We start from the raw sequence: 24447 nt of genomic DNA, 5'->3' as shown, positions 1-24447 counted from the left end.
GCATCGGATCGGATGCAGGCGGCAAAACAGGTCAACCGCCCTGTTTTGGCCGGCAGTTTCCAAACGGCGACGGCACCCGATGCGGCCCGGAAATGAAATGGACATGAGCGAGCTTACGCAATCCTCCGCGCCAAGGCGTTTCATCGGCGGCCAGCTGCTGGGCAGCAGCCAGCTGGTGCTCGGCGTGATCCTGGCCGTGCTCTGCATCGCCATCTCGATTGCGGCGCCGCAATTCTATTCCGAGGCCAACATCATCGCAATCCTGCGCCAATGCGCGCTGGTGCTGATCGTCGCCTCCGGCATGACGATGCTGATCATCACCGCTGAAGTCGACCTGTCGGTCGGTGCATCGCTCGCCTTTGTCGGCTGCATCGGCATGGCCGTACTCAATTCAACGCACAGCCTGACGCTCGGCCTGCTGGCGGCGCTCGCCTTTTCCGGTGCGGTCGGCCTGTTCAACGGGCTGGTTGTCACCAGGCTCAAGGTGAACTCGCTGATCGCCACTATCGGCACCATGATGATGCTGCAGGGCGGCGTCTATCTGTTCACCCGCGAAGCGGTGCAGAACCACCACCGGCTTGCAAGCTTCACCGATCTCGGCGCCGGCTATATCGGCGCGATCCCGCTGCCGGTGGTGATTGCCGCGCTGATTTTCGCGCTGGCCGCGGCAACGCTGCGCTTCACCACGCTCGGCCGCTATCTTTACGCGGTCGGCGCCAACGAGCGAGCGGTTCGCCTCTCCGGCGTGCGCTCGCAACGCCTGAAACTGTTCGCCTTCGTCGTCACTGGCATTTGCGTCGGCATTGCCGGCATGATCCTGTCGTCGCTGATGAATGCCGGCCAGCCGACCGCCGGCCGCGGCTTCGAGCTGACTGTGATTGCCGCCGTCATCCTCGGCGGCACCAGCCTGCTTGGCGGCCGCGGCTCGCTGCTCGGCACGTTGCTGGGCGTGCTGGTGCTGAAGGTCATCGACAACGGCATCATCATCCTCGGCTGGAACCAGGACCTGCAGATGGTGGTGCCGGGCATCGTCATCATCCTGGCGACCTATCTCGACATCGTCCGGAACAGAGCCAATGTCGGTTGACTTCCTCCATCCCGGCAAAACCGCGGCCGTCGATAAAAGCGTGCCGGCGCTGGAGATGCGCGGCATCGGCAAGCGCTTTCCCGGCGTGATGGCGCTGGACAATGTCGATCTGACCCTGGAACCCGGCAAAATCCACGCCCTGATGGGCGAGAACGGGGCCGGCAAGTCAACGCTGATCAAGATCATGGCCGGGGTCTACGGCAAGGATGCCGGCACCATCTGCCTGCGCGGCCGCGAGGCCGACATCAAGTCGCCGCGCGACAGCCTGAAAGAGGGCATCAAGGTGGTGTTCCAGGAGATCGCGCTGATCGCCGAATTCAGCGTCGCCGAAAACATCTTCCTCGAGGGCTATCCGACCGGCAAAGGCGGCTCGATCGACTGGAAGAAGATCCGCGCCGACGCGGCCGCTCTGTTCAAGCGCATCGGCTTCAACGTCGACCCGGCAGCGCGCACGGGATCGCTGCCGGTCAGCCAGCAGCAGATGGTCGAGATCGCCCGCGCGCTCGCCCATGAGGCCCGCGTCGTGGTGATGGACGAGCCGACCTCCTCGCTGACGCCGAACGAGGTCTCGCTGCTGTTCACCGTCATCCGCCGGCTGGCCGCTCTCGGCATCGCGGTGCTCTATGTCAGCCACAAGCTCGACGAGGTCTTCGAGATCGCCGACACCGTGACCGTGCTGCGCGATGGCCGTCACGTCTCGACTAGGCCGATCGGCGAGCACACCAACGACACGCTGATCCAGGACATGATCGGCCGGCGCATCGAAAACCTGTTCCCGCGCAAGCGCAGTGCGCCGGGCAGCAAGGTAGCGCTTTCGGTTGAAGGGCTCAGCACCGCCAAGAAACTGAAGGACGTATCGTTCGAGGCGCATGCCGGCGAGGTCCTCGGCTTCTTCGGCCTCATGGGGGCCGGCCGGACCGAGCTCGCCAAGGCCATCGTCGGTTACGACCCGATCACTTCCGGCGCCATTTCGGTCGATGGCAGCCGGCTGCTGCCGCACGACACGCACCCCGGCGTCCGGCTCGGCATCGGACTGCTCACCGAGGATCGCAAGAGCGAAGGGCTGATGGGCGAGCTGCCGGTCTACCAGAATGCCAGCCTCGCCTCGCTCGGTGCCTTCGCCAGAATGGGCTTCGTCGACAAGGCCAGGGAACGCAAGGCGGTGCAGGACTATGTCGACCGTTTTCGCATCAGGACGCCCAGCCTGTTTCAGCTGGTCAAGAATCTGTCCGGCGGCAATCAGCAGAAAGTGCTGATCTCGCGCTGGCTGATGCGCGGTCTCAAGGTAATCGTCGTCGACGAGCCGACCCGCGGCATCGACGTCGGCGCCAAGTCGGAGATTTTCGCGCTCATCGACCGGCTCGCCGGCGAAGGCTTGGCGGTCGTCATGATGACGTCCGAAATGCCTGAGCTGCTGGGCCTTGCCGACCGCATCGCGGTGATGTGCGAAGGCCGCCTCACCGCGATCATGCCTCGAGAAGAGGCCACGCAGGAGAACATACTCAATGCGGCAATCGGCTAAGACGATGACGCTTCGCAAAGGGAGCAAGCGATGAGCCTGGCAGGCACCCGGTCCATCGAAGCCGCGCCGTCCATGCTGGCACGATTCCTGGCACGGCAGGAGCTCGCCCTGCTGCTTTGCCTGATCCTGGTGATTGCGTTCTTTTCCCTGACGGCAGAGAACTTCTTCTCGGTGCGCAACATCACCAATGTGCTCGGACAGGCGTCGCTGGCGCTCACCGCCGGCATAGGCTGCGCCATCGTCTTCATGTCCGGCGAGGTCGACATCTCGATAGGGTCGCTGCTGGCAACCATCGCCCTGCCGCTGATCATCATCATGAACGAAACCAACTCGCTGCTGCTCGGCATCAGTGGTGCGCTGCTGTTCGGGCTGATCATCGGCGTGGTGAACGGCTATCTCACGGCCTATGCCGGCATCAACTCGCTGATCGTGACGCTGGGCACGATGTTCATCATGCGCGGCGGCGTCTATCTCTACACCGGCCAGCGCGCCATCCCCGACGATGCCGCGCTCGACAGCTTCATTGCGCTGTCGGACGGCCGCCTGTTCAATGTCATTCCGTATTCGGCGGTCATCGCCATCGTCCTGCTCGCCGTCTTCGCCTACATGATGCAGCATCGTCCGTTCGGACGGCAGATCTATGCCGTCGGTGGCAATCCGGAAGTGGCACGGCTGGCAGGCTACGACGTGCGCCGCGTCAAATTCATCTGCTTCATCATCAGCGCGCTGCTTGCAACGGTTGCCGGCATCATCCTGGCCGCCCGCGTCGGTTCGGCCCAGCATACGGCCGGGCTGAATTTCGAGTTCCAGGTCGTCGCTGCCACCGTGCTCGGCGGCGTGAGCCTTGCCGGCGGCATCGGCAGCCTGACCGGCATGGCGCTTGGCGTGCTGATCCTGCAATTCCTGTCCAACGGGCTGCGCGGTCTCGGCCTGCCGACCGAGTGGCAACTGGTCATCACCGGCATGATCATCATTGCCGCCGTCGCCTTCGACGAAGGAAAGCGCCGGCGCGCCATTGGAGGCTGATATGGATCGTCTCAAAGGGAAAACCGCAATCGTTACCGGCGCCGCCGACGGCATCGGCCATGCGATCGGCGAGGCGATGGCAAGGGAAGGCGCGCACGTCTTCCTCGGCGACATCGCCGACGAGAAGGGTGAAAAATTCGCCGCGGAACTGCGCGCCGCCGGCCATCGCGCCGACTACGTCCATTGCGACGTGGCGGAGGAGGCCGACATCGCCGCCCTGATCGACGCAGCCGTCGCCAAGACCGGCCATCTCGATATTCTGGTCAACAATGCCGCTATCGCCATCGGCGGCATGCCGGTTCACGAAATGACCGACGAGCAGTGGCACCGGCTGATCGCGGTCAACCTGACCAGCGTGTTCCGCGGCTGCAAATATGCGCTGCCGCACATGATCGCGCAGAAATCCGGCTCGATCATCAACATGGCCTCGGCGCAAGGTCATATCGGGCTCGACGGCTGGACCGCCTATGCCGGCGCCAAGGGTGCGGTGATGGCGATGACGCGCCAGATGGCGGTCGAGTTCGGCCCGCTCAACATTCGCGTCAACTCGATCTCGCCCGGCACCATCAACACGCCAATGAACGACAAACTGGTCAAAGAGATCGGCGGCAACCTCGCCAAGGCCTGGGTGAAGATGCATCCGCTCGGCCGCATCGGCAAACCGTCCGAAGTGGCCGAAGCCGCCGTCTATCTCGCCTCCGACGCCGCTGGCTTCACCACCGGCACCGACCTGCGCGTCGACGGCGGCCTCACCGCAGCACCCCGCTACGTACCCGACCTGCTTTGACAACCAACGAGACAAAAATGAACAAAGCCCTCGAAGGCGTCCGCATTCTCGATTTCAGCCATCTGCTGCAAGGGCCGTTCGCCACGCAGCTGCTCGGCGACATGGGCGCCGACGTCATCAAGATCGAGCGTGCCGGCGCCGGCGACATGTTCCGCGGCATGACCTTCTTCGCGAAATGGGTCGGCGGCTCCGAAAGCCCGAACTTTCTCGCCTGGAACCGCAACAAGCGCTCCATCGCGCTCAACCTGAAGAGCCGCAAGGTACATGCCATCATCATGGATATGGCGAAGAAGGCCGATGTGGTGGTGCAGAATTTCCGCCCCGGCGTGCTCGCCAGGCTCGGCTATGGCTACGAGGATTTCAGGGCGGTCAATCCCGCCATTATCTATTGCTCGGGCTCCGGCTATGGCGAGGAAGGCCCCTATGTCGAGCGCCCCGGCCAGGACATGCTGATCCAGGGACTGTCCGGGCTGATTTCCAACACCGGCCGCGGCGATCAGGCTCCTGTTCCGGCCGGCGCCGGCCTCGCCGACCAGATCGGCGCCATGAACATGGTCTATGGCATCCTGTCGGCGCTCTACTATCGCGAGAAGACCGGCAAGGGCCAGAAGATCGAGGTCAATCTGCTGGCCGGCATGCTGGCGCATCTCAATCAGGAATATGTCGCCGTGCTCAATCTCGGCGAGGATTTCGTGCGCCCGAATTCCGGCATCGGCCACCCCGGCATGCAGGCGCCGTTCGGCATATACGAAGCGAAGGACGGCGGCTATGTGTCGATCGCCATGAGCCCGTTCAAGACGCTGTATGAAGTGCTGGAGGCACCTCAGCTTGCTGTCTACGATGATCTGAAGACGCTGTTCGACAAGCGCGACGAGGTGTTCGACCAGGTCAACGCCGAAACCAGGAAGTTTGCGACGCAAGACCTGCTGGCGCGGCTGCTGGCAGCCGACATCTGGTGTGCCGAGGTGAAGGACATAAGGCGCGCAGCCGAGGACCCGCAGGTCAAGCACCTGGGCATGATCACCAGCTACGATCATCCGCGCGGCGGTAAGGTCAGGGTGGTCGCACCGGCGGTCAAGATGAGCGAGACGCCAGCTACCATAGAGCGGCCGGCGCCGCTGGTCGGCCAGCATGGCCGCGAGATACTGGCCGAGTTCGGCCTCTCCAGAGATGAGATCGCCGTGCTGGAAGCGTCCGGCGACATGACCGTGGATGCTGCCTGACGATGAGCGTTTATCAGACACTCACCTTGGAAACATCTGGCCGCGTCGCAGTCGTCACCTTCCGGCGCGCCGATCAGCTCAACGCTATGAACCGGCTGATGCAAAGCGAGATCACCGAGGTTTTCGAGGCGCTGTCGCAGGATGACGGTATCGGCGCGATCGTGGTGACCGGCGAGGGGCGCGGCTTCATGGCCGGCGCTGACATCAAGGAATATGCCGCCCAGACAGCTATCGAGTTCGACGCCTTCCAGATGGCGGGCAAGCGCATGTATGCGGCGGTCGAGAACAACCGCAAGCCGGTCATCGCCGCGGTCAACGGTTTTGCGCTTGGCGGCGGCATGGAGCTGGTGCTGTGCTGCGACATCGTCATCGCCAACCAGTTCGCCAAACTCGGCCTGCCCGAGATCAAGCTCGGGCTGGTCCCCGGCGGCGGCGACACGCAGCGCAGCGTCCAGAAGCTCGGCCGCAACCGCGCCAATTTTCTGCTGATGACCGGCGCCATCGTGCCGGCTTCCGAGTTCGTCGGCGCCGGGCTGGTCAACGAGATCGTCGATGCCGAAAGGCTGATGCCGCGGGCGCTGGAACTCGCCGAGATGATCGCCGCCGAACCGGCCGCAGCGATCGAGGGGCTGAAAGCGCTGACAGCGCATGCCGTGTCGGGCAATCTGGCCGGCGGCCTTGCCATGGAGCGCGACATACTGGGCAGCCTCTACCGCAGCGAGATCGGCCAGCGGCGCGTCAGGGAATTTGCTGAAAAGAGCGCGGCACGGGCCAAGGCTGCGAAATGACGTCCCTGGTCAAGCAAAACCGGCCGCGCTTCACCGATGTCGAGGGCCTGGCCGCGATGGTCGGCGGCGGCGACGTCTTCGGCGTCGGCGGCCATCATTTTGCCCGGCTGCCGATCGCCCTGCTGCGCGCCATCGCGCGGTTGGGCGTACGGGATTTGCGCTACGTCTGCTGGGCCGGCGGCCTGCCGCTCGAGCTGCTTCTCGAAGCGAATGCCGTGGCGGAAATCGACCTCTGCTTTTCCAGCCTCGATATTTTTGGCTTGCCGCCCCGTTTCCGCGCGACTGCCGAGACCAGTGCCGTGCCGGTCCGCGACTGGACCGCGCTGGCCATGATTCAGGCGTTGCGGGCGGCACAGCAGAACCTGCCGTCGATGCCGTTTCAGCTTCCGCAGGGTTCGGACATGCCGGCGCGCGTGCCCGGCGCGATCGCCGCGCCCGATCCGGTCGACGGAATCACGACCGGGGTCATCCCGGCCTTGCGGCTCGATACGTTCGTCGTCCATGCCCAGCGTGCCGACGAGAGCGGCAATGTCCAGATCATCGGACCACGGGCGCTGGACTTCGCCATGGCCGGCGCGGCGCGCCAGGTGCTGGTCACGGTCGAGGAAATCGTCCCGGTCGGAGCGCTGCGCCATGCTGGTCGCCAAAACATTTTGACCCGCAACCAGGTGTCGGCCATAGCGCTGGCGCCAGGCGGCGCCTATCCCGCCTCCTGCCTGCCATTCTATGTGACGGATTATCAAGCGTTGGCGGGAGCGTTGGCGGCCAAGGAGATACCTTTGGCGGACAGCCTGAGCGTGCCTTCGGAAGGTGTGCCGGAGCGGGTTCAAGACGCTGCGAAAGTCCGCGCTGAAACAGTCCTCGCAATGCCCGGGCTCGTGCACGGCGAAAAGAAGGCATCCATCGACGAGATCATCGCTGCCCGCATCGCCGCCGAGCTCGACAATGAGAGCTTTGCCAGCGCCGGCGCGGTGTCGCCGCTCGCCAATGTCGCCTACCGGCTGGCCAAGGCGACGCACGCGCCGGACATGATCATCGCGACGATGAGTTGCGGTCATCTCGACATAGCGCCGAGCCCGATGATCCTGTCGTTGATCGAGAGCCTCGATTGCGAGACAGCGGTGGCCCATGCCGGCGGCGACGACACCTATTCGACCTATTACCAGGCCGGCGCCGTGACGCATGAGATCGTCGGTGCCGCCCAGGTCGACCGACGCGGGCGCGTCAACACCATTGCGCTGCGCAAGCGCGACGGCAGCCTCATCCGGCTGCCCGGGCAGGGCGGCATGGCTGATGTCGCCAACATGCATCGCGATTATCTGCTCTACGTCCCGCGCCACTCCCCGCAGTCGCTGGTCGACACCGTCGAGATCGCCAGCTCGGCGCGCGGCTTGCTGACAGAGGCCGAACGCGAGCCGATGGGCTATCGGACCGGCGCGGCGCTGGTGTTCACCGATCTTTGCATCTTTCGGCTCGACCGGGAGAGCCGGCAATTGGTCATCGTCGAGACCATGCCGGGCGTGACGCGCCAGCAGGTCCAGGATGCCACCGGCTTCGCCCTGACATTCGATGCCGATTGCCGCGAGGTTCCGCTGCCCTCGAACGAGACGCTCGACATCCTGCGAAACCGCATCGACCCGCTTGGCCTGCGGCGTCTCGAATTCGTCAGCGCCAAGGAGCGTGGCGCGCTTATCGCCGAGATCCTGGCGGCCGACCGGCTGATGGTCGAGCGCTGTATTGCCGTGCAGCGGTCGCATACCGCAACAGGCTGAAGAGGGGTGGCGCATGGCAAAGCCGTTGCTCGAAATGTCGGCCGCGAAGGTCTTCTTCGACGGCATCTTCACCAGCCCGCGCGTCGCCCATCCGGAAGGCGTGGCCATCCATCGCGACGGCTCGATCTGGTGCGGCACCGAAACCGGCGACCTGCTGCGCCTCGCCGCCGATGGCAGCTCGGTCGAGCACATGGGCGGCACAGAGGGCTTTCTGCTCGGCATCGCCTTCGATAGCGCGGACAACTGCTTCGCTTGCGATCTCAGGCATTCGGCGATCTTTCGCTGGAATGCCGGAACGGGTCATATGGAGCGCTTCGCCTCGGCTGGCATCCGCGTGCCGAACTATCCGATCGTCGACGAGGCACGAGGCTGGCTCTACGTTTCCGACAGCCTCGGCGAAGACAGCCGCTCCGGCATTTTTCGCTACGAGTTGAAGACCGGCGAAGGCCGCCTGTGGTGTAGCGAGACCATGGCCTTCGCCAACGGCATGGCGATGGCGCCGGGTGGGAATGGGCTTTACGTCGTGGAAAGCCATGCGGCCTGCGTCAGCTATGTGCCGATCCGTGCCGACGGCACGGCAGGACCTCGCCAGCTCGTCGTGGACGGCGTGAACAACGTCCCCGATGGCGTTGCCTTCGCGCCGGACGGTTCGCTGTTCATCTCATGCTACGAGCCGAGCCGCATTTATCGTTGGCGAAAAGATAGCGGGCTCGAAGTGCTGATCGAGGATCCGGCGGCAACGACGCTCGCCCATCCCACCAACATCGCCTTCAAGGGCGACAGGCTTTACACCTCAAATCTCGGCCGCTGGCACATTACCGAAATCGACCTGACGGCGATTTATTAGGTCGGGCCGAACAGGGCGGCGCTCCTCAGGGCTATTGCAGGCGGCCGTGACTGGAGCGGATGCGCAACACCTGCACCCGCGACGGCAGCTCGATCAGGAACTCTTCGTCCCGCTCGAGATGGTGGATTTTTGTCGGATCGCCACCGGTAAACGCCGCCATCGCCTCGACATTTTCCCAATAGGAAATCGTCACGAATTCCGAATGGGTCGGCGTGTCCTCGCGAAAGGTCTGCACGCCCAGCGCCTTCTCGACCAGCGGCTTGATGCCGGCCTCGTAATTGTAGCTTTCATAGGCGTCGGCCTTCTCAGGCAAGGTTCTGCCACGCCAGACACGGGCGATGGTCGGGGTTTTCTCTGTCACTTTCTCTGTCATGGTCAACGAATTCCTGCTGGTCTGATTGGTCCGCGGCGTTCGGCAAGGCCAGCCAAGGAACGCATCTCCCCGGCTGGCAGCCTGGTATCCCGTTGCCAGCGACTTTTCATCCTCCCCGGCCGACGTAGCTCGCGCTGCTCCAGACAGGCCTCCTGCCGACCCGTAGGAGACTTACTCCTGATCCTCGGCGCCTGCTCCGTGGAAGAAGGACCGGATTTCCTGCATGTCGACGCTACCGTCACCGTCCTCATCGACGGCGTTGAATATCCGCCCGACGAAATCCTGGACTTCGCTCTGAGAAAGCGCGCCATCGCCGTCCGCATCTACTATGGCGAACATCATTCGCATCCTCGCGCCATGCATCCCGCGTGCCATGCCACCGCGCCCTCCCGTCTCCCAATCTCGGTGGGGCGGGCCCATCCTGTAGCCGCGATGCCAGTGACCTCGCCGTTCTGCCCGGGGCGCGCGATCTTCTTGCATTCTCTCCTCCAGCATTTCGGTCATCATCTGGCGCATCATATCGCGCATGGCGTCCTGCCCGTTCACTGCGGGCGACTGTTCGGCGCCACGATCCGGCGCCGGCGCCGCGGGCGGGCTCGTCTGGCCGAATGCCGGCGCGGCCAACATGGCCAGCGCCGCGGCAACTACAGTGGTTTTGCTTGCGAGCGTCATCGTAATCTCCATCGGTATGAATTGTGGGCCGCTGCATCCAAGCCAAACCGGCTGCTCGCCTCATGGTTCCTGGTCAGTCGGCACGACGGCGCAAAAGTCCGCCTGGTCGCGGCAACGAAAGCCGCTTGCCCACGTTGCCAGTGATGCGAAGCTTCACCAGGAGGAAAAAATGGCTGACGACAAGAGCAAGCGAGATTTCCGCGACCGCGATCGCGTTTCCGCGGAAGATGAACGTGAAGTCGAGTATTTTGCCCAACAGAACGGCATCACCGCCGACCAGGTTCGCCAGCTGATCAAGAGCTTCGGCAATGATCGCGGGCGCCTGATCGAAGCCGCGAAGGCGTTGCGAGGGATTTCACCTGCCGGAGCCGACGAGGTGACCAGGGAAGCCCGCCAACAGACAACGCCCATGCATCTCGACAAGGAGTGATGCGTGGCAGCTACTCTGCCGCTGCCGCGGCGTCAGAACTTGCGGCTCAAATAATCCGAACCGCGAAGGCCGAACCGCCACGCCGCATCGACAGCCTTGGAAATGCCGATCCGGCGGCCTGTAAGAATGGCGCTGGCGTCGCCGGGCAGCCTGAATTCGAATGGCGGCGCGTCCAGCGGCAGCCCGTCATGGGATTTGTCGATTGCCAGCGCCTGGCAAAGGCGACCCGGTCCCGAACAAAGCAGCCGGGGATCGTCAAGGCCGCGATTGGCCCGCATCACGTCCAGCCCGGATTGCGGCTCGATTGCGCGGATGAGCACGGCACTGCCGGGCAGGCAGACGGCATTGAGGCACCAATGCAGGCCATAGGAGCGATAGACATAGGCGCTGCCGGGGGCGCCGAACATTGCGCCGTTGCGCACCGTCCTGCCACCGAAAGCATGCGAAGCCGGGTCATCCGGGCGATAGGCCTCGGTCTCGACGATGATGCCGCCAACGCCATGCAAGAGCAGCGTGGCGCCAATCATGTCGCGCGCGACGATGGTAGCGTCTCGGGCAAAGAATTGATGGTTGGTGGTCAATGTGCAGCAGACTCGATCGCGCCTGAACGTTGCGCGGCAACAAGGTCCCGGACCGGAAGCAAAATGTCCAGCCACTGCGTTGTATTCAGAGCAGCATCGCTGCGCCGATGAAAACCGCAGCGGCCAGCACGACGATGGCGGCAATCACCAGCACCGGCCCATATCGGCGCGGCTGGACGTCGGGCTCATCCTTCAGCGGACGCATCGCATTGGCATAGCTCGCCTGGTTGGTGAACTCCGGCTTTTCATGAGGCGCAGACCGATCCTTTGCCGGAACGCTGCCGGCTGATTCCGCGTCCGTTTCCATGGGAGCCGCGGCTGGGTCGATCCCCGGTGTCTTATCCCCTTCGCGCCCGGCGTCGATATCGCCCCGCGCTTGAGCCGGGCTTCGCCCAAGAGGTGCTGCGTCGGTCATCGTCGAGGTCCTTTCAGAGCATCGGCCTCAAGCATTCTAACCTGCGTCTCATTTCAAAGTTCCCCCGTTTCAAAGTTCCCCTTCTTAAAGTTCCCCCTTCTTAAAGTTCCAACAAGCGGAAGCCGCCTAGGCCTGTTTACAGGAACAACCGACGATCGAGCGGGTTGAGCAAGCATTGGGGAGAGCAAGATGGACTTGGTGCGCCACGCGCCTACATGCGCGGCAGTTCGACAACGGGCCCCAGCGAGCGCGCATGATCTACTTCACCGCCGACACGCATTTCAGCGACCCGCGCATTTTGCGCATCGATCGCCGCCCGTTCGGCTCGCTGGCGGAGCATGATCGGGCGCTCATTGCGTTGTGGAACGAAACTGTCCGGCCGGACGACGAGATCTGGCACCTCGGCGATTTTGCCAGGGGATCGGCCGCATTCGTGTCGTCGCTTCTGTCGTCTCTTCATGGCAGCAAGCATCTGGTCATCGGCAACAACGATGCTGCGGCCACCATCGACGCCACGGGTTGGGCGAGCACGCAACACTACAAGGAGCTGACGTTGGACGGCAGTCTGCTGATCCTTTGCCACTACCCTTTTCGCACCTGGAACCAGATCGGCAGGAAATCGATCGACCTGCATGGCCATTCGCACGGCAGGCTCACCCCGGTCACGCGTCAGTATGACGTCGGCGTCGACAGCTGGGATTTTCGTCCGGTCACGCTAACCACCATCCTTGCCAGCCGCGGCCGAAGGGCGGCTCGGACAAAACCCGGCTGAAGGCGGCTGGCCGCTACCGGAACCTCCGCGGGGCTGAGGCGTTCGAAATTGCAAGGCGTAAAGGCAAATGCAATGGCTCAGAAGATCACGACAGGCGCGAACGACCGGCCGTGCAATGAAACCATCGGCCAATCCGGCGAAGGCCTGCCGGACGACAGCAGCAAACCGCTCGAGGTCGACGAAGGCTGGGTCGCCCGGCTGAGAAACAAGCTGCTGGGCAACCCCGGGCAAGCCGGCCAAACCAACGCGGACGGAGTTCCCGCAGGCATTCCCGGCGCTGGCGAGAATATTTGCCGCCGCTGTGCGGGGTCAGGCATGATCGACGGCCGCACCTGCCCCGAATGCGGCGGAACCGGCAAGGTGACGACGCCGATCGGCGGAGGCTGAGCAAGTCCAGGAAAAAGGTGTGAAACGGTTTTCCGTCCGGAATTGCGTCATAGACCGGTTCTCTGCGTTTCCGTGAAACGATGAACCGCTCCAGGGCCGGTCAGATCGCCGGCACCCACTTCCAGAACACGCCCTCCTTGCGGTCGGGGTAGTGCTTGAACTCGCATTCGAAGCGCCAACCGTAATTCTTCGCGGCGGCAAGCGCCTCCTTGCTGACCGGATTCATGCCCGTCCCCGGCGCAAACCAGTCCTCCAGCAAGTCGTCGGGGATATAGGCGCCGATCCTCAAAGGCAGCTTTTCGAGGACGACATCCATTTCGGGTGGTGCGGGCAATGGGTTTCTCCCTTTAAGATCTACCCACAAACAAATCGTTCTAAGCCGATTGGGTTCCAGGCAAGGCTGAGTGGAAGGGTGCCATGTGCGGGCGGAGTCCGTCCCGCCACCAGTCGGAGACGCTCAGGTGGGCAATTGGGATCCTGATCAGGAAAGATCCATCGACTCTAGTTCGGCCTCCCAACTTGGCGCCGGATTGAAGGCCGAAACGTGCTCGGGGATATGCATAGTAAACGAGAGGCCCTGCGCCTGGACGAACGTCTCCGCCAGCATATCGCGGCCGAGCAGGCGCATGGCCGGATCATCCACGCGATAGAGGCGCGGCAGGAACGTGTGGGCATATCGCGTGCCGTAGACGCTCCATTCCTGCATCGTCGCGTGCACGTAGCCGCCTCCTGGCTGGCCGCCATAGAGCGAGACGCGATGCAGGAACTCGTCCGCGACGTCGGGACCAGCCGTCCCTTTCGTCAACAATGTTACGATGCTGCTCACCATCGATGGTAGCGTCTCACCCATCGCGCTTGAGGCGGCCAAGCCAATGCTCATCAGATGCAACTGTTCCATCGACCCAGAGGGAAGTAGCCTCGGCTCAAGTTGATGCAGGCCGCTGAACTCGTGGATCGAAGCGCTCGCCTGCGTCGTCTTCACCTCAATTGAGTGCTCGCCGATCCGGAAGTCGCGGCCACCATGCTGCCAGCCCTGCCAGCAATCGAGCGTGCGCATCATTAGCGCCGGACGATCGCCGCGCGCGAGAACCAGTTGACGCAAGACGGCCAACTCGCCGACCAGGCCGATGATCACACTCTCTGACAGTGCGCCGCGCCGGATCGCCATCTCAATGATCGGCTCGACGTCGGTGAATGCCGACTGCGGGCCTTGCGGTCCGGCGACGCCGGCGCGCAAAAGCTCGATCGCGATTAGCACTGCGATCGACCCGAAGTGCGGCGCCGCAGGCAGCACGATCCGGCTCGCAGGGAAGGGCTCTCCTCCCTCCTCGGGGCGCCATTGGCTATGCTGAACATGCCGACGTACCAACGACGATGCGGCGTGCAACTCGGGCCCACGGATGAAGACCTCATAATCGCCCGACGCCGTGCGCCCAACCGCGAGGGACGTCGCCACCCAACGCATTCGGCGGGCTTGGCCAGCTGGAACGCCGAGTTCTTCTAGGTCGGCGCGCAGAGCCTCGAAATGGAGGTCGCTCATGCGCGCAGCGCCGCGATATGGTCGGGGCCGCCATGCGGGAGCCCCAAGCCGATGGCGAGCAGGTCCGTTGGAAGTTCGGGTGCGCTCACGACGTGAAGAAGCGCGAGTCCTGGGTGCCCGCGCGGCCGCCAACTGGCGCCGCCCTGAATACTCGGCACCGGCGCGGTTTTATGGAAGTAGTAATCGATGAGTTCATCCCCGAAGTAGCTGCCACCATAGCCGCGCGTACCCCATAGCGTCTGCAGCGCTCGACCATTGGCCACGCGATCGCGGGTCACCGCCTTGATGCCTTTCGCCGCAAGCCGCGAGTCTCGCGCATTGCTCTGACCGTGCCGGAAGGCAAGGTAGAACTCTGGCGTGCTTGTGCGCAGCGTATCTGCGTAATTCCAGGGCACCTCAGGCCGGTCGGTCGGATAGAAGCCCGGTGCCGAGTGGTCTCCCGTGAGACACGACCAGAGCCTGAGGTAGGCCGCGATCGAGTAGGGACACGACTGCGGCTCAGCGCCATAGTCCTGAGAGTTGTGCATCGGCGGCGTGAACAGCGGATCGTCTATGCCCAGAAGCCGCGCATAATGCTCCCAACGCTGGCTCAGTTCATTGCCGGGGTCAGGGTCGTGGTGCGAGTAGCGCAGCTTGTCGAGCGTTCCGGCCAGCATCCGTAGGCTGACCGGTTCCGTTCGGATGACCCCGCGCTCAAGGCCATTGTCATCCCTAAGCGGCACCCACTGGCCATCGCCGAGCAGGTCGACCGCAATATCGATATTGTGCCGGGCAAGGTCGCCATCTTCGGCCTCGACCAGCCGGATCGACGGACGCGGCCCCGGGGAGAGCGGCACCTTGCGCGCCTCGACCTTGCTCGTCGCCACGAACGCCGCGCCCTGCAGTACCAGCGCCGGGCCGTTCGTATCTTCACCGGCGTCCATCGACGACATGACCTCCGTCTTTAGCGCATTGTCGTTGATGTGATAGCGTCGGAACAACTGCAGTTGATCCTCGTAGGTGAAGACCCGGCAGAACGGCAGGAAGCCGCCGCGATAGCCAAACCAGCGCTGCATCTGCATCTGGGTATCCGCCGCTGGCTCCGCCGCGCCGCGCAGGAACAGGCTCGTGGTCAGGCCTTCTAGCGTTAGCCCGCGCGATAGCACGTTGCCGGCAATGAAGATCGACAGGCTGTCGGCCGGAACATGGAAGCCTGCCTCGTCCTCGGCGATCTCGAAGCGTGGCCGATCATCCGATGCTGGGTCGCTGTTGAGCACGCGCAGGCGCACGTTCGGGAAGACTCGCTCGATCAGCGCCGTCCGCACCTTTGGCCACTCCGCCGCGGAGATCGACGCATAGGGCACCTGCGGTAGGGTGGCGAGCGCGATCCGCGACGCCTCAAACCGGCTGAGCCAGGCCGACCACTCCGCCTCCTCATGCGACAGCCGGCGCTCAAGACCATCTGCCGAGACCTCCAGCCGCTCCTCAGCCCCCTCGTGGAGTTCGACCTCGGCCTCGCGGCCCGGCATCGCCATAGCCCAGCGAACGACGTCGACAGCGGTGCTGAAATGGTCCTCCTTCCGCGCCGAAGGGTGGATCAGCATGGTATGCGGTCCTCGCGCCGCGATCAGTGCCTCCTCAGCGGAGGTGAAGGCCCGCGCATGATTGAAGGCGTGCTCCCACCCAGGCGCAAGGCTGCGGACCGCGGCGCCTACGAGATAGCAGCGCAAGGCATCGGACAACATCGTCCAGCGCAGGGCGTCGCGCCTTCCGGCAAGCTCGGTCTCGGTCTCGCCGAACGTGAGATCAGGGAACAACGCCGTGTGGCAGAGGGCGCCGTCACCGGCCTTGCGCAGCCACTCATAAAAGATTTCGCCACCGCAATAATATGAGCGGACCCCCGCAGGCTCGACATATGTGAGCGATCGCGGCACCACCGCGCCGGTCGCGCCTGGCGTGCGCAGCGCTGCGTTGAAGTCCCTGGGGCTCAGCGGGTTGTGCGTTGCCTGGAGGAAGTTCGCCTGCGGCGTCGCAGTATAGGCGACGTATGTCGCCAGCATGTTGACGTGCCGCGTCGTCGCCTCGTCGGTGTCGCCACTCCACAAGGCAGTGATCAGCCTAGGCGTGATCTTCTGCGATCGATCGCTGTCTAGGACGCTCGCATCATCCGCCTCGTCGTCGAGGAGGAGGATGGAGTAGGGGTGGCCGCAGGCATCCAGGTAATCGTCGCTAATCATGTCAGCGAGGAAGCGCCGGAGCGTGAGCAGGTGGTCGTCCTCCTTTGGGATGACGCAGATGATTGGCCGCCCAGCCCTCAAGGCCTGTCGCGCGAGCGGCCGCTGTAGGTAGCGCGCCGGGTCCGCCCGCTGTTTGTGAAGAATGTCGGCAGGCTGGGGCAGGATCAGCCGCTCGGCACGCCGGCGATAGGCACTGTCGGCAGTCGACCCGTCCAGTTGAGCAAGCAGCCGCTCGTACGTCTGGAGCCAGAGGCTGACGCGCGTGCCGGCAAGGAGGATCAGGAGGTCGACCCCCGCGTCGAGCGCCATCGCAGCAACGCCGAGCATGCTCGCCGTCTTACCCGACTGGACCGAGCCAACAACCATGCCGGTGCGCACCCGAGATTCTGGCCATGCCGCTTTATCGAGCCTGTCCTTCGCACGAGGAAGCGCCTTCCCGATGATGTAGCGCACATCTGCCTCAAGCACCGAGAGCGCCGTCGGCGACAGGTGGCCCTCGACGCTCGCGCGATAGCGCGACCACCACGCCTCTCCGCCGATGGCCGAGCCGCCCCTTGGATCGGGCGCGTCGCTGGTCGCGCCGACCGGGACGATCGCAGCCGGGCCGAGACTGGGATCACCTACCGCCATCTCAGATCATCGGAATCTTGCGGATCTCGAGCAGTGCATCGATCGCGCTGTCGCCGTAGCGATCCCTCACTGTCGCGTCTGCGTCGGCCATGCTGACGCCGAGCGTCTCGAGGATGCTCGTCGATGCGTTGGCGATATGCGCCCACTGCGTTTTGTTCTGCGTGCTCTGCGGCCCGACCATCTTCGAGGTAAGATCGCGAACCTCGTCGATTCCCTGCTCGAGCTTGGGCTCTTGGCGGGTGATAACGAGGATCAGGCAGGCAAGCAGGCTGGCAACGACGGGCAGTTCCTCCCAACGAGACGCCATCTCGCTCTTGCCCTTCCGGCGGAATTTCGGATGCCAGGCGTCGGACGAGAGCTGATGCAACTCCAGCGCGGCGATCAGGTCATTGGCAAGGTTCTCAAGGGTTCCCTTGGACCGGAACTGCGCCAAGCGCTTGTCATCAATCGAGCGCAGGAACTCATCGATGTGGCTCGCGGTCGACGGCGTCCGGTATGCACTATCCGGTCCCTGGGCAGGCTTGAGGATCAGCGTCGCCACTGTCCAGAGCAGGACCTTGGTCCGACGAAAGCGCGTGATGCCAAAGCCAAGAGCCTTGATGTTCTCATGGGCCGTCGTGGGATCGATGCCGGCCTCGATAAGCTCAGGCGCGATCTCGGGCTCTGGCCGGTCGCCGCTGACGAAGAGCATGAGCCGCGAGATCATCAGGTGATTAAAAACCGCGTTGCGGATCTCCTCCGCGTTCAGCTTCATGCCCTGCTGATTGTAGAGGCGGAACACCTTATGGATGTCGCGGACGAGGGTGTCTCGGTAAATCAGCACCGGGATGAAGTAGTCTCCCGCCGCTCGCTCAAACAGATTGCCGACCGAGACGGACTCGCCGGCGATCCTGACTTTTTGATCCCTTATGTCGCAGTAATAATTGCCACCCAGCGGCGCGAGCGGATCGTCCGCCGGATATTTCTTAGTCTTGAAGGGGAAGTAATTCTCGCGGACCTCGGTCGCGCGCAGATTGTTGCGACGCGCGAACAGTCCGAAGTTCGTCGAGAAGAGTTGGGGCTCCTTCATCCGCTTGGCATTCTCCATGCCCTCTGGATGCTTCCCCATGAATCGCAGTATGGCAGTCAGGCGCTGCTTCCCGTCGACGATCTGGAAGCTGGAGCTATTCGAGACGCGCGCGAGAATAATCGAGGGTAGCGGGATGCCGCGCAGAATCGACTCGATCAGCATCTGCGAGTCCGCGTTCGACCACACAAAGTCGCGCTGATAGCTCGGGTTGAGGTCAAGCTCCCCAAGCTCAGCGATGCCGGCAAGCTCGTTGATGCGCCACTTGTCGACCTTGGCGTTGATCGACAGCGGCTCGGTCGGAGGCGCCTCGTTCCAAGCATCGATCCAAGCCTCGGTGGCGGCGGCAACCGACAACTCCTCGTCAAGCATCTGGAGAAAGTTGGCGCGGTTGCTAACCGCTCGACTTAGCCGCTCCCCAAGCGTTTGCGCGCCCATCTCGGTCAGCAGGACGTGCCCGTCCTCCATTTGGAAGCTGGCCTCGGCCTTTCCCAGCGAGAGCTCATCGAACAGCTTGATTGCGACGGACTTAGGAGAATCCTCCTGCTCAAAGGTGGCGTCAAGGTTCAGCCAGGTCGCGACCTCGACGATGCGCGCGAGCCAAGCGCTGGACGCGAAATCGATCTCATTGGCATCGAAGGCGTTCGAACCCTTCCGGCCGCCGGTCAGCTTGGGCATCGCGCTCGGCAGCGACAGCTCAGACAGAAGCGTCGCAACCTGGTCAAAGTCTAGATCTTCCAACGCCTCGTTCCCCTCCAAGCCTGGTCTTTGTCCCTGCGATCAGGCGGCAGCCTCTAGCGGGGTCGGCGGGCGGCCGAGCGGCAGCCTTAGGCTGCCAACCTTCTGCTCCCTATCGCTGAGCAGCGCGCTTGCGACCGCCGCGATCACATCCACATTGACCGCATTTCCGAGCGCCTTGAAGGCCGCAGTCTGCGTCTCAGGCAAATGCGCAAGCTTGTCCATGCTTTGCAGCCGGGCGCACTCGCGCATCGTCATGTAACGCCGCTCCCATGGAATGACAGGGACCTGGCTGGTCGTCAATGCCACCAACGATGGCGCGGCCGTCGGGCGCTTCGCCCTAATGCCTGACGCCCTGAACTGGATGATGCACTGGTTGAGGTCGCGCGGGCCCCCCTTCCAGTTCCACTCAAGCTTCTGGAAGCTTGGCGCGAAGGATCGGATAGACGGGAGCCACGGATCGATCACCGCCTTATGCCGCTGATAGAAGCGGCGGTTCTGCTCGATGAATTGAATCTTCCATTCTGGGAAGGTCGGGTTCACGTCACGCGCGTACGGCGGGATCGCCTCTAAGACCTCAGCGTCGGTCATGTCGCGCAGCGGTTTCCCGAATGCGCCGCTGAAGGAGCGGATCTCCGAGAGCCCGTGGCCGATAGGGGTCCCTGTCCGAGCCGGGTAGGTAGCGCCAAACTCCATTGCCCAGATCGGGAATGACGGCAACTCCGCGTCCGCAGGCAGCGCATCCAGCAGCCGCTGCCACTCCTGAAGGTAGGCGACGAACGCCGGCGGAAGAGACTTCGCGTCGTCTGGCCGGTCATCTAGGATTGATCGAATGTCGACCTCCTCGGCCGAATGCGTCGCCGTGGGCCACTCGAAGCTGCCGAGGCTATCGCGCGCGCCGACGATGATCGCGCGCTCGCGCAACTGCGGCACGCCGAACATGTGCGGTGACATTAAGGAGGAGTCGATGTCATAGCCAACGTCGCGGAGGCGTTGGCGGACGCGCTGCCACGTTTTCCCGCCGTTGTGACGCATGATATTAGGCACGTTCTCAATAATCAGGAACCGAGGCTCATGCCGCTGAAGGATCTTGATCATGTAGTCGAACAAGTCGCCCCATTGCGGACAGTCAAAACCGAGTTGGTCTCCGGCCTTGGAGAAAGGCTGGCAGGGAAAGCCCGCACACAGGATTTCGTGCGCCGGGACTAACTCGTACGCCTCACGAATATCCCCATGGGGTTTGATCCCAAAATTCCGCTCGTAAAGGTTCGCCAGGTCATGATTGAGCTCGGACGCGAACACGCACTCATGTCCGAGCCTCTCGAGCGCTTGGTGGAATCCGCCCAGGCCGGCGAAGAGGTCGATGAACCTCATTACCGCCTCTCCAGAGGAAAGGTGAGTTGCTTGGATGCGTGCTGTTCGAGCAGATTCCGAACTGCGAGTCGGACGAGGTACTGCAGATTGACCGGCGGGCTCACAGACCGGCCGAGCTCTTGAAGAGCTTCGTAGTCGGCTCGATCTACCGAAACTGTAAATCGCTTCTGTTGCGTCAGCCCTGCCATATCAGCCTCCCCACACCAGGATGCACCAAAATTCATCAAAATGCACGAAGAATTCAGGTCTTGAGGAATTTCGCTATCCGTTCTGGCAGACTTGGGCTGCTGACCTCGCATTCCCAAATCGTGAGGGCACGGTAGCCGAGTTCTTCTAGGCGCTGTTGCGCCTCCTGATCCCTCTTTACGTTCCGCTTGAGCTTGGGGGCCCAGTACTCGGCGCGCTTCTGAGGCGCCTTGCCCGTAAGCTTGCATCCATGCTGATGCCAGAAGCACCCGTGCACGAAGATGACCTTCTTGCGCCCCTTGAAAACGAGATCCGGTGATCCTGGCAAGTCTCGACGGTTAAGCCGATAGCCGATGCCCAGCGCTCGCACAGTCTGGCGGACAAGCAACTCTGGGCGCGTGGCCTTGCCCCGAATGCGCGCCATGCGTCGCCTTACGATCACGGGAACATCGGGAAACAGCACGTTCATGCGACGAATGGCTACCCTTACGATTCGGACATACGAGAAGCCATTGATACCACCCTGCTCAACGACGCTGTACTCATCGATACGGGCTTCCCATACAATCTGGGTTGGCGCAACCGCGACCTCCGATGTCGCCGCCCGCGATGTCTGCTTTCGGGCAGCGGCAAAGCTGAACTCTATGGCCGACATGAGGCGCACAACGGTCGTCCAACGACGAACATGCGAGTTCTGCCTTGGGTCCAAATACGCCATTCGACCGTAAGCGATTCGGACTTTTTCACCGTCGATCACCGCCGTTACTAGGCTTTGTCGCCTTCTGGCTATTCCCGCTCTTCCCACGGGCGTAGTTCCGGCGGCGATTGGCGGTATTTTTTTCGGTGTTGGCGTGGTGGAATGGGCAGAACTGGCGCACCCGACAGGATTCGAACCTGTGACCTCTGCCTTCGGAGGGCAGCGCTCTATCCAGCTGAGCTACGGGTGCCTTCAGGATCGGTGATCCCAAAAACGAACCAGCCGGTAAACCGGCCAGCCACGGCTTCTTAGCTGAAGCAGGCGCCGGCTTCAACGGGCAATCGCGGACGGGCTCAGATTGCGCAGCAGCCCAGACGGTGTCCCGTCCGGCGGCCGCGCCTGCTCATTCCGTCATGGTGAGCACTGCCTTGCCGCTGATGCTTCGCTGCCGCAGCGCGTCCAGAGCCCGGCCGACGTCCCGCCACGGGACGGTCAGGACCACGCGCGTTTCGAGCCGGCCGGCTGCGATCAGCGCGAGCAGCGAGCCGATGTCGGCGCCAACCTCCGGACCGGAAGTGTAGTAGGCGAAGGTCTGCAGCCGCGCGCCTTCGTGACCCGGCACGAACTGGCGGAACCCGATGGGCGTGAGTTCGCCGCTGCTCGAGCCGAACATGACGACGGTTCCGCCGGGCGCGACGCGTTCGATGGCGTGGGCGAGGCTGTCGCCGCCGACCGACTCGGTAATCAGCGAGAAGAGTCCGTCGGCCAACTCGATCCTTTCGACGACGCGCTCGGCTCCGAGGCCGCGGAGATCGTCGGCATGCCGGGTGGCGGCGACCGCCACCACCGACGCGCCCTGCTGGCGGGCGATCTGGATCTGGAAACGGCCGACCGCGCCGCTTGCGCCGGTAATCAGGACCCGCTGGCCGGCCAGGTCGCCGCCGAGGCGCAGGGTTCGCAGCGCGGTCGTGCCCGCGACCGGAACGGTGGCGGCGGCGGCGAAGCTGACGCCGTCCGGCAGCACGGCGAGGTGGTCGGTTGGAACGGCGACACGCTCGGCCCACCCGGCCTCGTCGACCAGCGCCGCAACCCGGGTGCCGATGGGCGGCCCGGAGCCATCGGCCGCGGCGCGCTCGACAATTCCGGCGACGTCCTGGCCAGGCACCCAGCCGTTCGGACGGATCTTGAGCAGGCGCAGTTCGCCGCGGTTCAGCGAGACTGCCCGGACCGAGACCAGCGCCTCGTCCGGGGCGGGCTCGGGCTCGCCAAGCTCGGCGAGTTTCAGCCCGGTGGCTCTGTCGGAAGATGTGACCAAGGCGAGCATTGGTATCGTCCTTTCTTGCTGCATGGGGGACGCCAGTCTGTTTTCGTGCGCCGGGCTTGTTGGTCCGACGTTCAGAACGCAAGCAGGGTATGACTATCTGGAAGCCCGCCCTGTCGTCTTCTGAGTTACTCAAGGCCCTAAACTATCGACTTTCCTGTTTGAGTAATTTAGATACCTTGGCAGTTGATCGCTAAAATCAGTCAATATGAGACAGCCTCTCCGCTACCCCTGGCCTTTCGATCCGGATGATGTCCTCGCCTCGGCAATCGCCGTGCGCGTTGACGTTACCGAAACCAGGGCAGAGGTGCCGGACCACCACCACCGCAAAGGCCAACTCGTCTTCGCGCTCGGCGGCGGCGTCACATGCCGCGTCCCCAGCGGCCTGTGGATGGTGCCGCCCCATTGCGCGGTGTGGATTCCGGGCAACATGGAGCACAGCAATGTCGCGACCGCCAATGCCCGGATTTTCTTCGTTTATATCGAGCCGGGAGCTGCCGAGCTGCCGGACCGGTGCTGCACGCTTTCGATCTCGCCGTTGCTGCGCGAGCTCATCATCGAGCTGGCGGATCGCGGTGAGGACGATGACGCCAGGAGCGAGCTCCTGACCAGGGTACTGCTCGCCGAACTGCCGCGCATGCCTGTCCAGCAGCTGCATTTGCCGATCTCGTCCGAGCCGCGCTTGAGGCGTATCGCGGCGGCGTTGGCGCAAGATGCTGCCGACCGCAGCACCCTGGCGGAATGGGCCAATCGCGTCGCGCTCAGCGAGAGCAGTCTCGCACGTCTCGTGGTAAAGGAGACAGGGCTGACCTTCGGGCGCTGGCGCCAGCAAATGCATTTGATCGTCGCATTGAGCGAGCTGGCCTCCGGCGCCAGCGTGCAGCAGGTTTCGGCCGATCTCGGTTACGAATCGGTCACCGCCTTCATCACCATGTTCAAGAAAGCGCTTGGCAAGCCGCCGGCAAAGTATCTCAGCAGTGTCGCGCAAAACGGCGGTTCTGCGTTTGTCGCCCGATGAGCGCCCTGATTCGCCGCCCGCCGGACGTCACCCCTCACTGCTGCTCGGCGTACAACAGCCGCGTCGTCGCATTCGCCGTCCCCGTCGACAGGCTGCGCTGGATCAGCGCCTCGACATGGTCGTTGCGCTGGCGCGCGCTGTCGGCGCCCATCACCACGATGATCAGCCGGTGCCCGTCCGCATTATAGGAGGTGACGATGTTGAAGCCGGAAGCGCGGATGTAGCCGGTCTTGATGCCGTCGACGCCGCGCACCCGGCCGAGCATGTCGTTGTGGCCGCGCACCAGCCTGCCGCGGAACATGAAGTCGCTTTCGGAGAAATAGTGGAAATGCTGCGGGAAGCGGGCGTGCAGCGCCATGCCGAGCACCGCCATGTCGCGCGCGCTCGTGTGCTGGTCGCCGTCCGGCAGGCCCGAGGCGTTGCGGAATACCGTGCTGCTCATGCCGATCTGGCGCGCCTTGGCGGTCATCATGCCGGCGAACGCCTCTTCGCTGCCGCCGAGATATTCGGCAACGGCGACCGCCACGTCATTGGCCGATTTGACGACGATGGCGCGGATCGCCGAATCGACGTCGATGGTCTCGCCGCGCCTGAACCGCAGCTTGGTCGGCGGCTGCCGGGCGGCGTTGTCCGACACCGGAATTTGCGTCTCCTTGCTGATACGGCCCTGGTCCAGCGCCTCGAACAGAAGGTACAGCGTCATCATCTTGGTCAGCGACGCCGGATAACGCGGCGCCGTCGAATTGACCTCGAACAGCGTCTTGCCGGTGCCGGCATCGATGACCATCGCGGCATATTTCTGCGGCGGCGCCGGCACCGCCAGCACGCTGTCGGGCGGCGTCACCGTCGTACAGCCGGCAGCAAGCAGCAGCAGCGCCAGCATGGCGACGTAGTTGTGGATGAGCGAAAAGAACCGGAAGGCGGACAAGTCAGTTCCGAAGGCAGGCTGTTTCTGAGACGAGGCGAAGCTATCTTAACG

At 63.6% G+C, this 24447-nt stretch carries 24 protein-coding genes and 1 tRNA gene; 12 read left to right on the top strand and 13 right to left on the bottom strand.

The window, feature by feature from the left end; translation table 11 throughout:
• Positions 1-103: 103 nt before the first annotated feature.
• The 8 genes from NKH37_RS10300 to NKH37_RS10265 are packed head-to-tail and all read left to right on the top strand — an operon-like array spanning position 104 to position 9052.
• Complete coding sequence (locus NKH37_RS10300; RefSeq protein WP_353005775.1) at positions 104-1087, top strand: ABC transporter permease; 984 nt, start codon at positions 104-106, stop codon at positions 1085-1087.
• On the top strand, positions 1077-2609 hold the full coding sequence (locus NKH37_RS10295) for a sugar ABC transporter ATP-binding protein (RefSeq protein WP_353005776.1): 1533 nt from the start codon (positions 1077-1079) through the stop codon (positions 2607-2609). Before NKH37_RS10300 ends, NKH37_RS10295 begins: the two co-directional genes overlap by 11 nt.
• Before the next feature lie 30 nt (positions 2610-2639).
• Positions 2640-3635: an ABC transporter permease gene (locus tag NKH37_RS10290; RefSeq protein WP_353005777.1), complete on the top strand. Its 996-nt coding sequence runs from the start codon at positions 2640-2642 to the stop codon at positions 3633-3635.
• Position 3636: 1 nt separating this feature from the next.
• Positions 3637-4422 carry an SDR family NAD(P)-dependent oxidoreductase gene (locus NKH37_RS10285; RefSeq protein ID WP_353005778.1) on the top strand — a complete coding sequence of 262 codons (786 nt, stop codon included), beginning with the start codon at positions 3637-3639 and terminating at the stop codon, positions 4420-4422.
• 17 nt (positions 4423-4439) lie between these two features.
• Positions 4440-5645 carry a CaiB/BaiF CoA transferase family protein gene (locus NKH37_RS10280; RefSeq protein WP_353005779.1) on the top strand — a complete coding sequence of 402 codons (1206 nt, stop codon included), beginning with the start codon at positions 4440-4442 and terminating at the stop codon, positions 5643-5645.
• Positions 5646-5647: 2 nt separating this feature from the next.
• On the top strand, positions 5648-6433 hold the full coding sequence (locus NKH37_RS10275; RefSeq protein WP_353040978.1) for an enoyl-CoA hydratase/isomerase family protein: 786 nt from the start codon (positions 5648-5650) through the stop codon (positions 6431-6433).
• Entirely contained in the window at positions 6430-8205 is a 1776-nt protein-coding gene (locus NKH37_RS10270) for a CoA-transferase (RefSeq protein ID WP_352717485.1), read from the top strand. Before NKH37_RS10275 ends, NKH37_RS10270 begins: the two co-directional genes overlap by 4 nt.
• A 13-nt stretch (positions 8206-8218) precedes the next feature.
• Entirely contained in the window at positions 8219-9052 is an 834-nt protein-coding gene (locus tag NKH37_RS10265; protein WP_352481464.1) for an SMP-30/gluconolactonase/LRE family protein, read from the top strand.
• 31 nt (positions 9053-9083) lie between these two features.
• On the opposite strand, the gene NKH37_RS10260 is transcribed toward NKH37_RS10265, so the two are convergent.
• Together NKH37_RS10260 and NKH37_RS10255 are read right to left on the bottom strand one after the other, a co-directional pair.
• Positions 9084-9425 (bottom strand): hypothetical protein, encoded by a 342-nt coding sequence (locus NKH37_RS10260; RefSeq protein WP_352495075.1) that lies wholly within the window; start codon positions 9423-9425, stop codon positions 9084-9086.
• A gap of 171 nt (positions 9426-9596) precedes the next feature.
• Positions 9597-10097 carry an EF-hand domain-containing protein gene (locus tag NKH37_RS10255; RefSeq protein WP_353040976.1) on the bottom strand — a complete coding sequence of 167 codons (501 nt, stop codon included), beginning with the start codon at positions 10095-10097 and terminating at the stop codon, positions 9597-9599.
• 169 nt (positions 10098-10266) lie between these two features.
• On the opposite strand from NKH37_RS10255, the gene NKH37_RS10250 reads away from it, so the two are divergent.
• Positions 10267-10527, top strand: coding sequence for a DUF3606 domain-containing protein (locus tag NKH37_RS10250; RefSeq protein WP_352495073.1), 261 nt, complete (start codon positions 10267-10269; stop codon positions 10525-10527).
• 32 nt (positions 10528-10559) lie between these two features.
• On the opposite strand, the gene NKH37_RS10245 is transcribed toward NKH37_RS10250, so the two are convergent.
• Positions 10560-11108, bottom strand: coding sequence for a DNA-3-methyladenine glycosylase (locus NKH37_RS10245; protein WP_352495072.1), 549 nt, complete (start codon positions 11106-11108; stop codon positions 10560-10562).
• 85 nt (positions 11109-11193) lie between these two features.
• Positions 11194-11523: a hypothetical protein gene (locus NKH37_RS10240; RefSeq protein WP_352495071.1), complete on the bottom strand. Its 330-nt coding sequence runs from the start codon at positions 11521-11523 to the stop codon at positions 11194-11196.
• A gap of 253 nt (positions 11524-11776) precedes the next feature.
• On the opposite strand from NKH37_RS10240, the gene NKH37_RS10235 reads away from it, so the two are divergent.
• Together NKH37_RS10235 and NKH37_RS10230 are read left to right on the top strand one after the other, a co-directional pair.
• Positions 11777-12295: a metallophosphoesterase family protein gene (locus NKH37_RS10235; RefSeq protein ID WP_352495070.1), complete on the top strand. Its 519-nt coding sequence runs from the start codon at positions 11777-11779 to the stop codon at positions 12293-12295.
• A 72-nt stretch (positions 12296-12367) separates the two neighbouring features.
• Entirely contained in the window at positions 12368-12682 is a 315-nt protein-coding gene (locus NKH37_RS10230) for a hypothetical protein (protein ID WP_352495069.1), read from the top strand.
• A gap of 100 nt (positions 12683-12782) precedes the next feature.
• Here the strand turns inward: NKH37_RS10230 and NKH37_RS10225 are convergent, their stop codons facing one another.
• The 8 genes from NKH37_RS10225 to NKH37_RS10190 all read right to left on the bottom strand — a co-directional run bounded on the left by NKH37_RS10225 (position 12783) and on the right by NKH37_RS10190 (position 22453).
• Entirely contained in the window at positions 12783-13016 is a 234-nt protein-coding gene (locus tag NKH37_RS10225) for a hypothetical protein (RefSeq protein WP_352495068.1), read from the bottom strand.
• Between the two features lie 147 nt (positions 13017-13163).
• Positions 13164-14222, bottom strand: coding sequence for a PD-(D/E)XK motif protein (locus NKH37_RS10220; protein WP_353040974.1), 1059 nt, complete (start codon positions 14220-14222; stop codon positions 13164-13166).
• Entirely contained in the window at positions 14219-17068 is a 2850-nt protein-coding gene (locus tag NKH37_RS10215) for a Z1 domain-containing protein (RefSeq protein WP_353005782.1), read from the bottom strand. Before NKH37_RS10215 ends, NKH37_RS10220 begins: the two co-directional genes overlap by 4 nt.
• Before the next feature lies 1 nt (position 17069).
• Positions 17070-18875, bottom strand: coding sequence for a DUF262 domain-containing protein (locus tag NKH37_RS10210; RefSeq protein ID WP_352495066.1), 1806 nt, complete (start codon positions 18873-18875; stop codon positions 17070-17072).
• Between the two features lie 39 nt (positions 18876-18914).
• A complete protein-coding gene (locus NKH37_RS10205) occupies positions 18915-20246 on the bottom strand; it encodes a DNA cytosine methyltransferase (RefSeq protein ID WP_353005784.1) in 1332 nt (443 codons plus the stop codon).
• A 241-nt stretch (positions 20247-20487) separates the two neighbouring features.
• Positions 20488-21087 (bottom strand): very short patch repair endonuclease, encoded by a 600-nt coding sequence (locus NKH37_RS10200; protein WP_352495064.1) that lies wholly within the window; start codon positions 21085-21087, stop codon positions 20488-20490.
• Positions 21088-21302: 215 nt separating this feature from the next.
• Positions 21303-21379: transfer RNA gene (locus tag NKH37_RS10195), tRNA-Arg, on the bottom strand.
• Positions 21380-21532: 153 nt separating this feature from the next.
• On the bottom strand, positions 21533-22453 hold the full coding sequence (locus NKH37_RS10190; RefSeq protein ID WP_352495063.1) for a zinc-binding dehydrogenase: 921 nt from the start codon (positions 22451-22453) through the stop codon (positions 21533-21535).
• 205 nt (positions 22454-22658) lie between these two features.
• On the opposite strand from NKH37_RS10190, the gene NKH37_RS10185 reads away from it, so the two are divergent.
• Positions 22659-23468, top strand: a complete 810-nt coding sequence (locus NKH37_RS10185; RefSeq protein WP_352495062.1) for an AraC family transcriptional regulator — start codon at positions 22659-22661, stop codon at positions 23466-23468.
• A 34-nt stretch (positions 23469-23502) separates the two neighbouring features.
• On the opposite strand, the gene NKH37_RS10180 is transcribed toward NKH37_RS10185, so the two are convergent.
• Positions 23503-24396 (bottom strand): D-alanyl-D-alanine carboxypeptidase family protein, encoded by an 894-nt coding sequence (locus NKH37_RS10180; RefSeq protein WP_502895919.1) that lies wholly within the window; start codon positions 24394-24396, stop codon positions 23503-23505.
• Between the last annotated feature and the right edge of the window lie 51 nt (positions 24397-24447).

Source organism: Mesorhizobium sp. M1217, from assembly GCF_040318275.1.
Lineage (GTDB): Bacteria > Pseudomonadota > Alphaproteobacteria > Rhizobiales > Rhizobiaceae > Mesorhizobium.
Note: the sequence above shows the minus strand (reverse complement) of the source record. Positions and strands in the feature narration are given on the sequence as shown.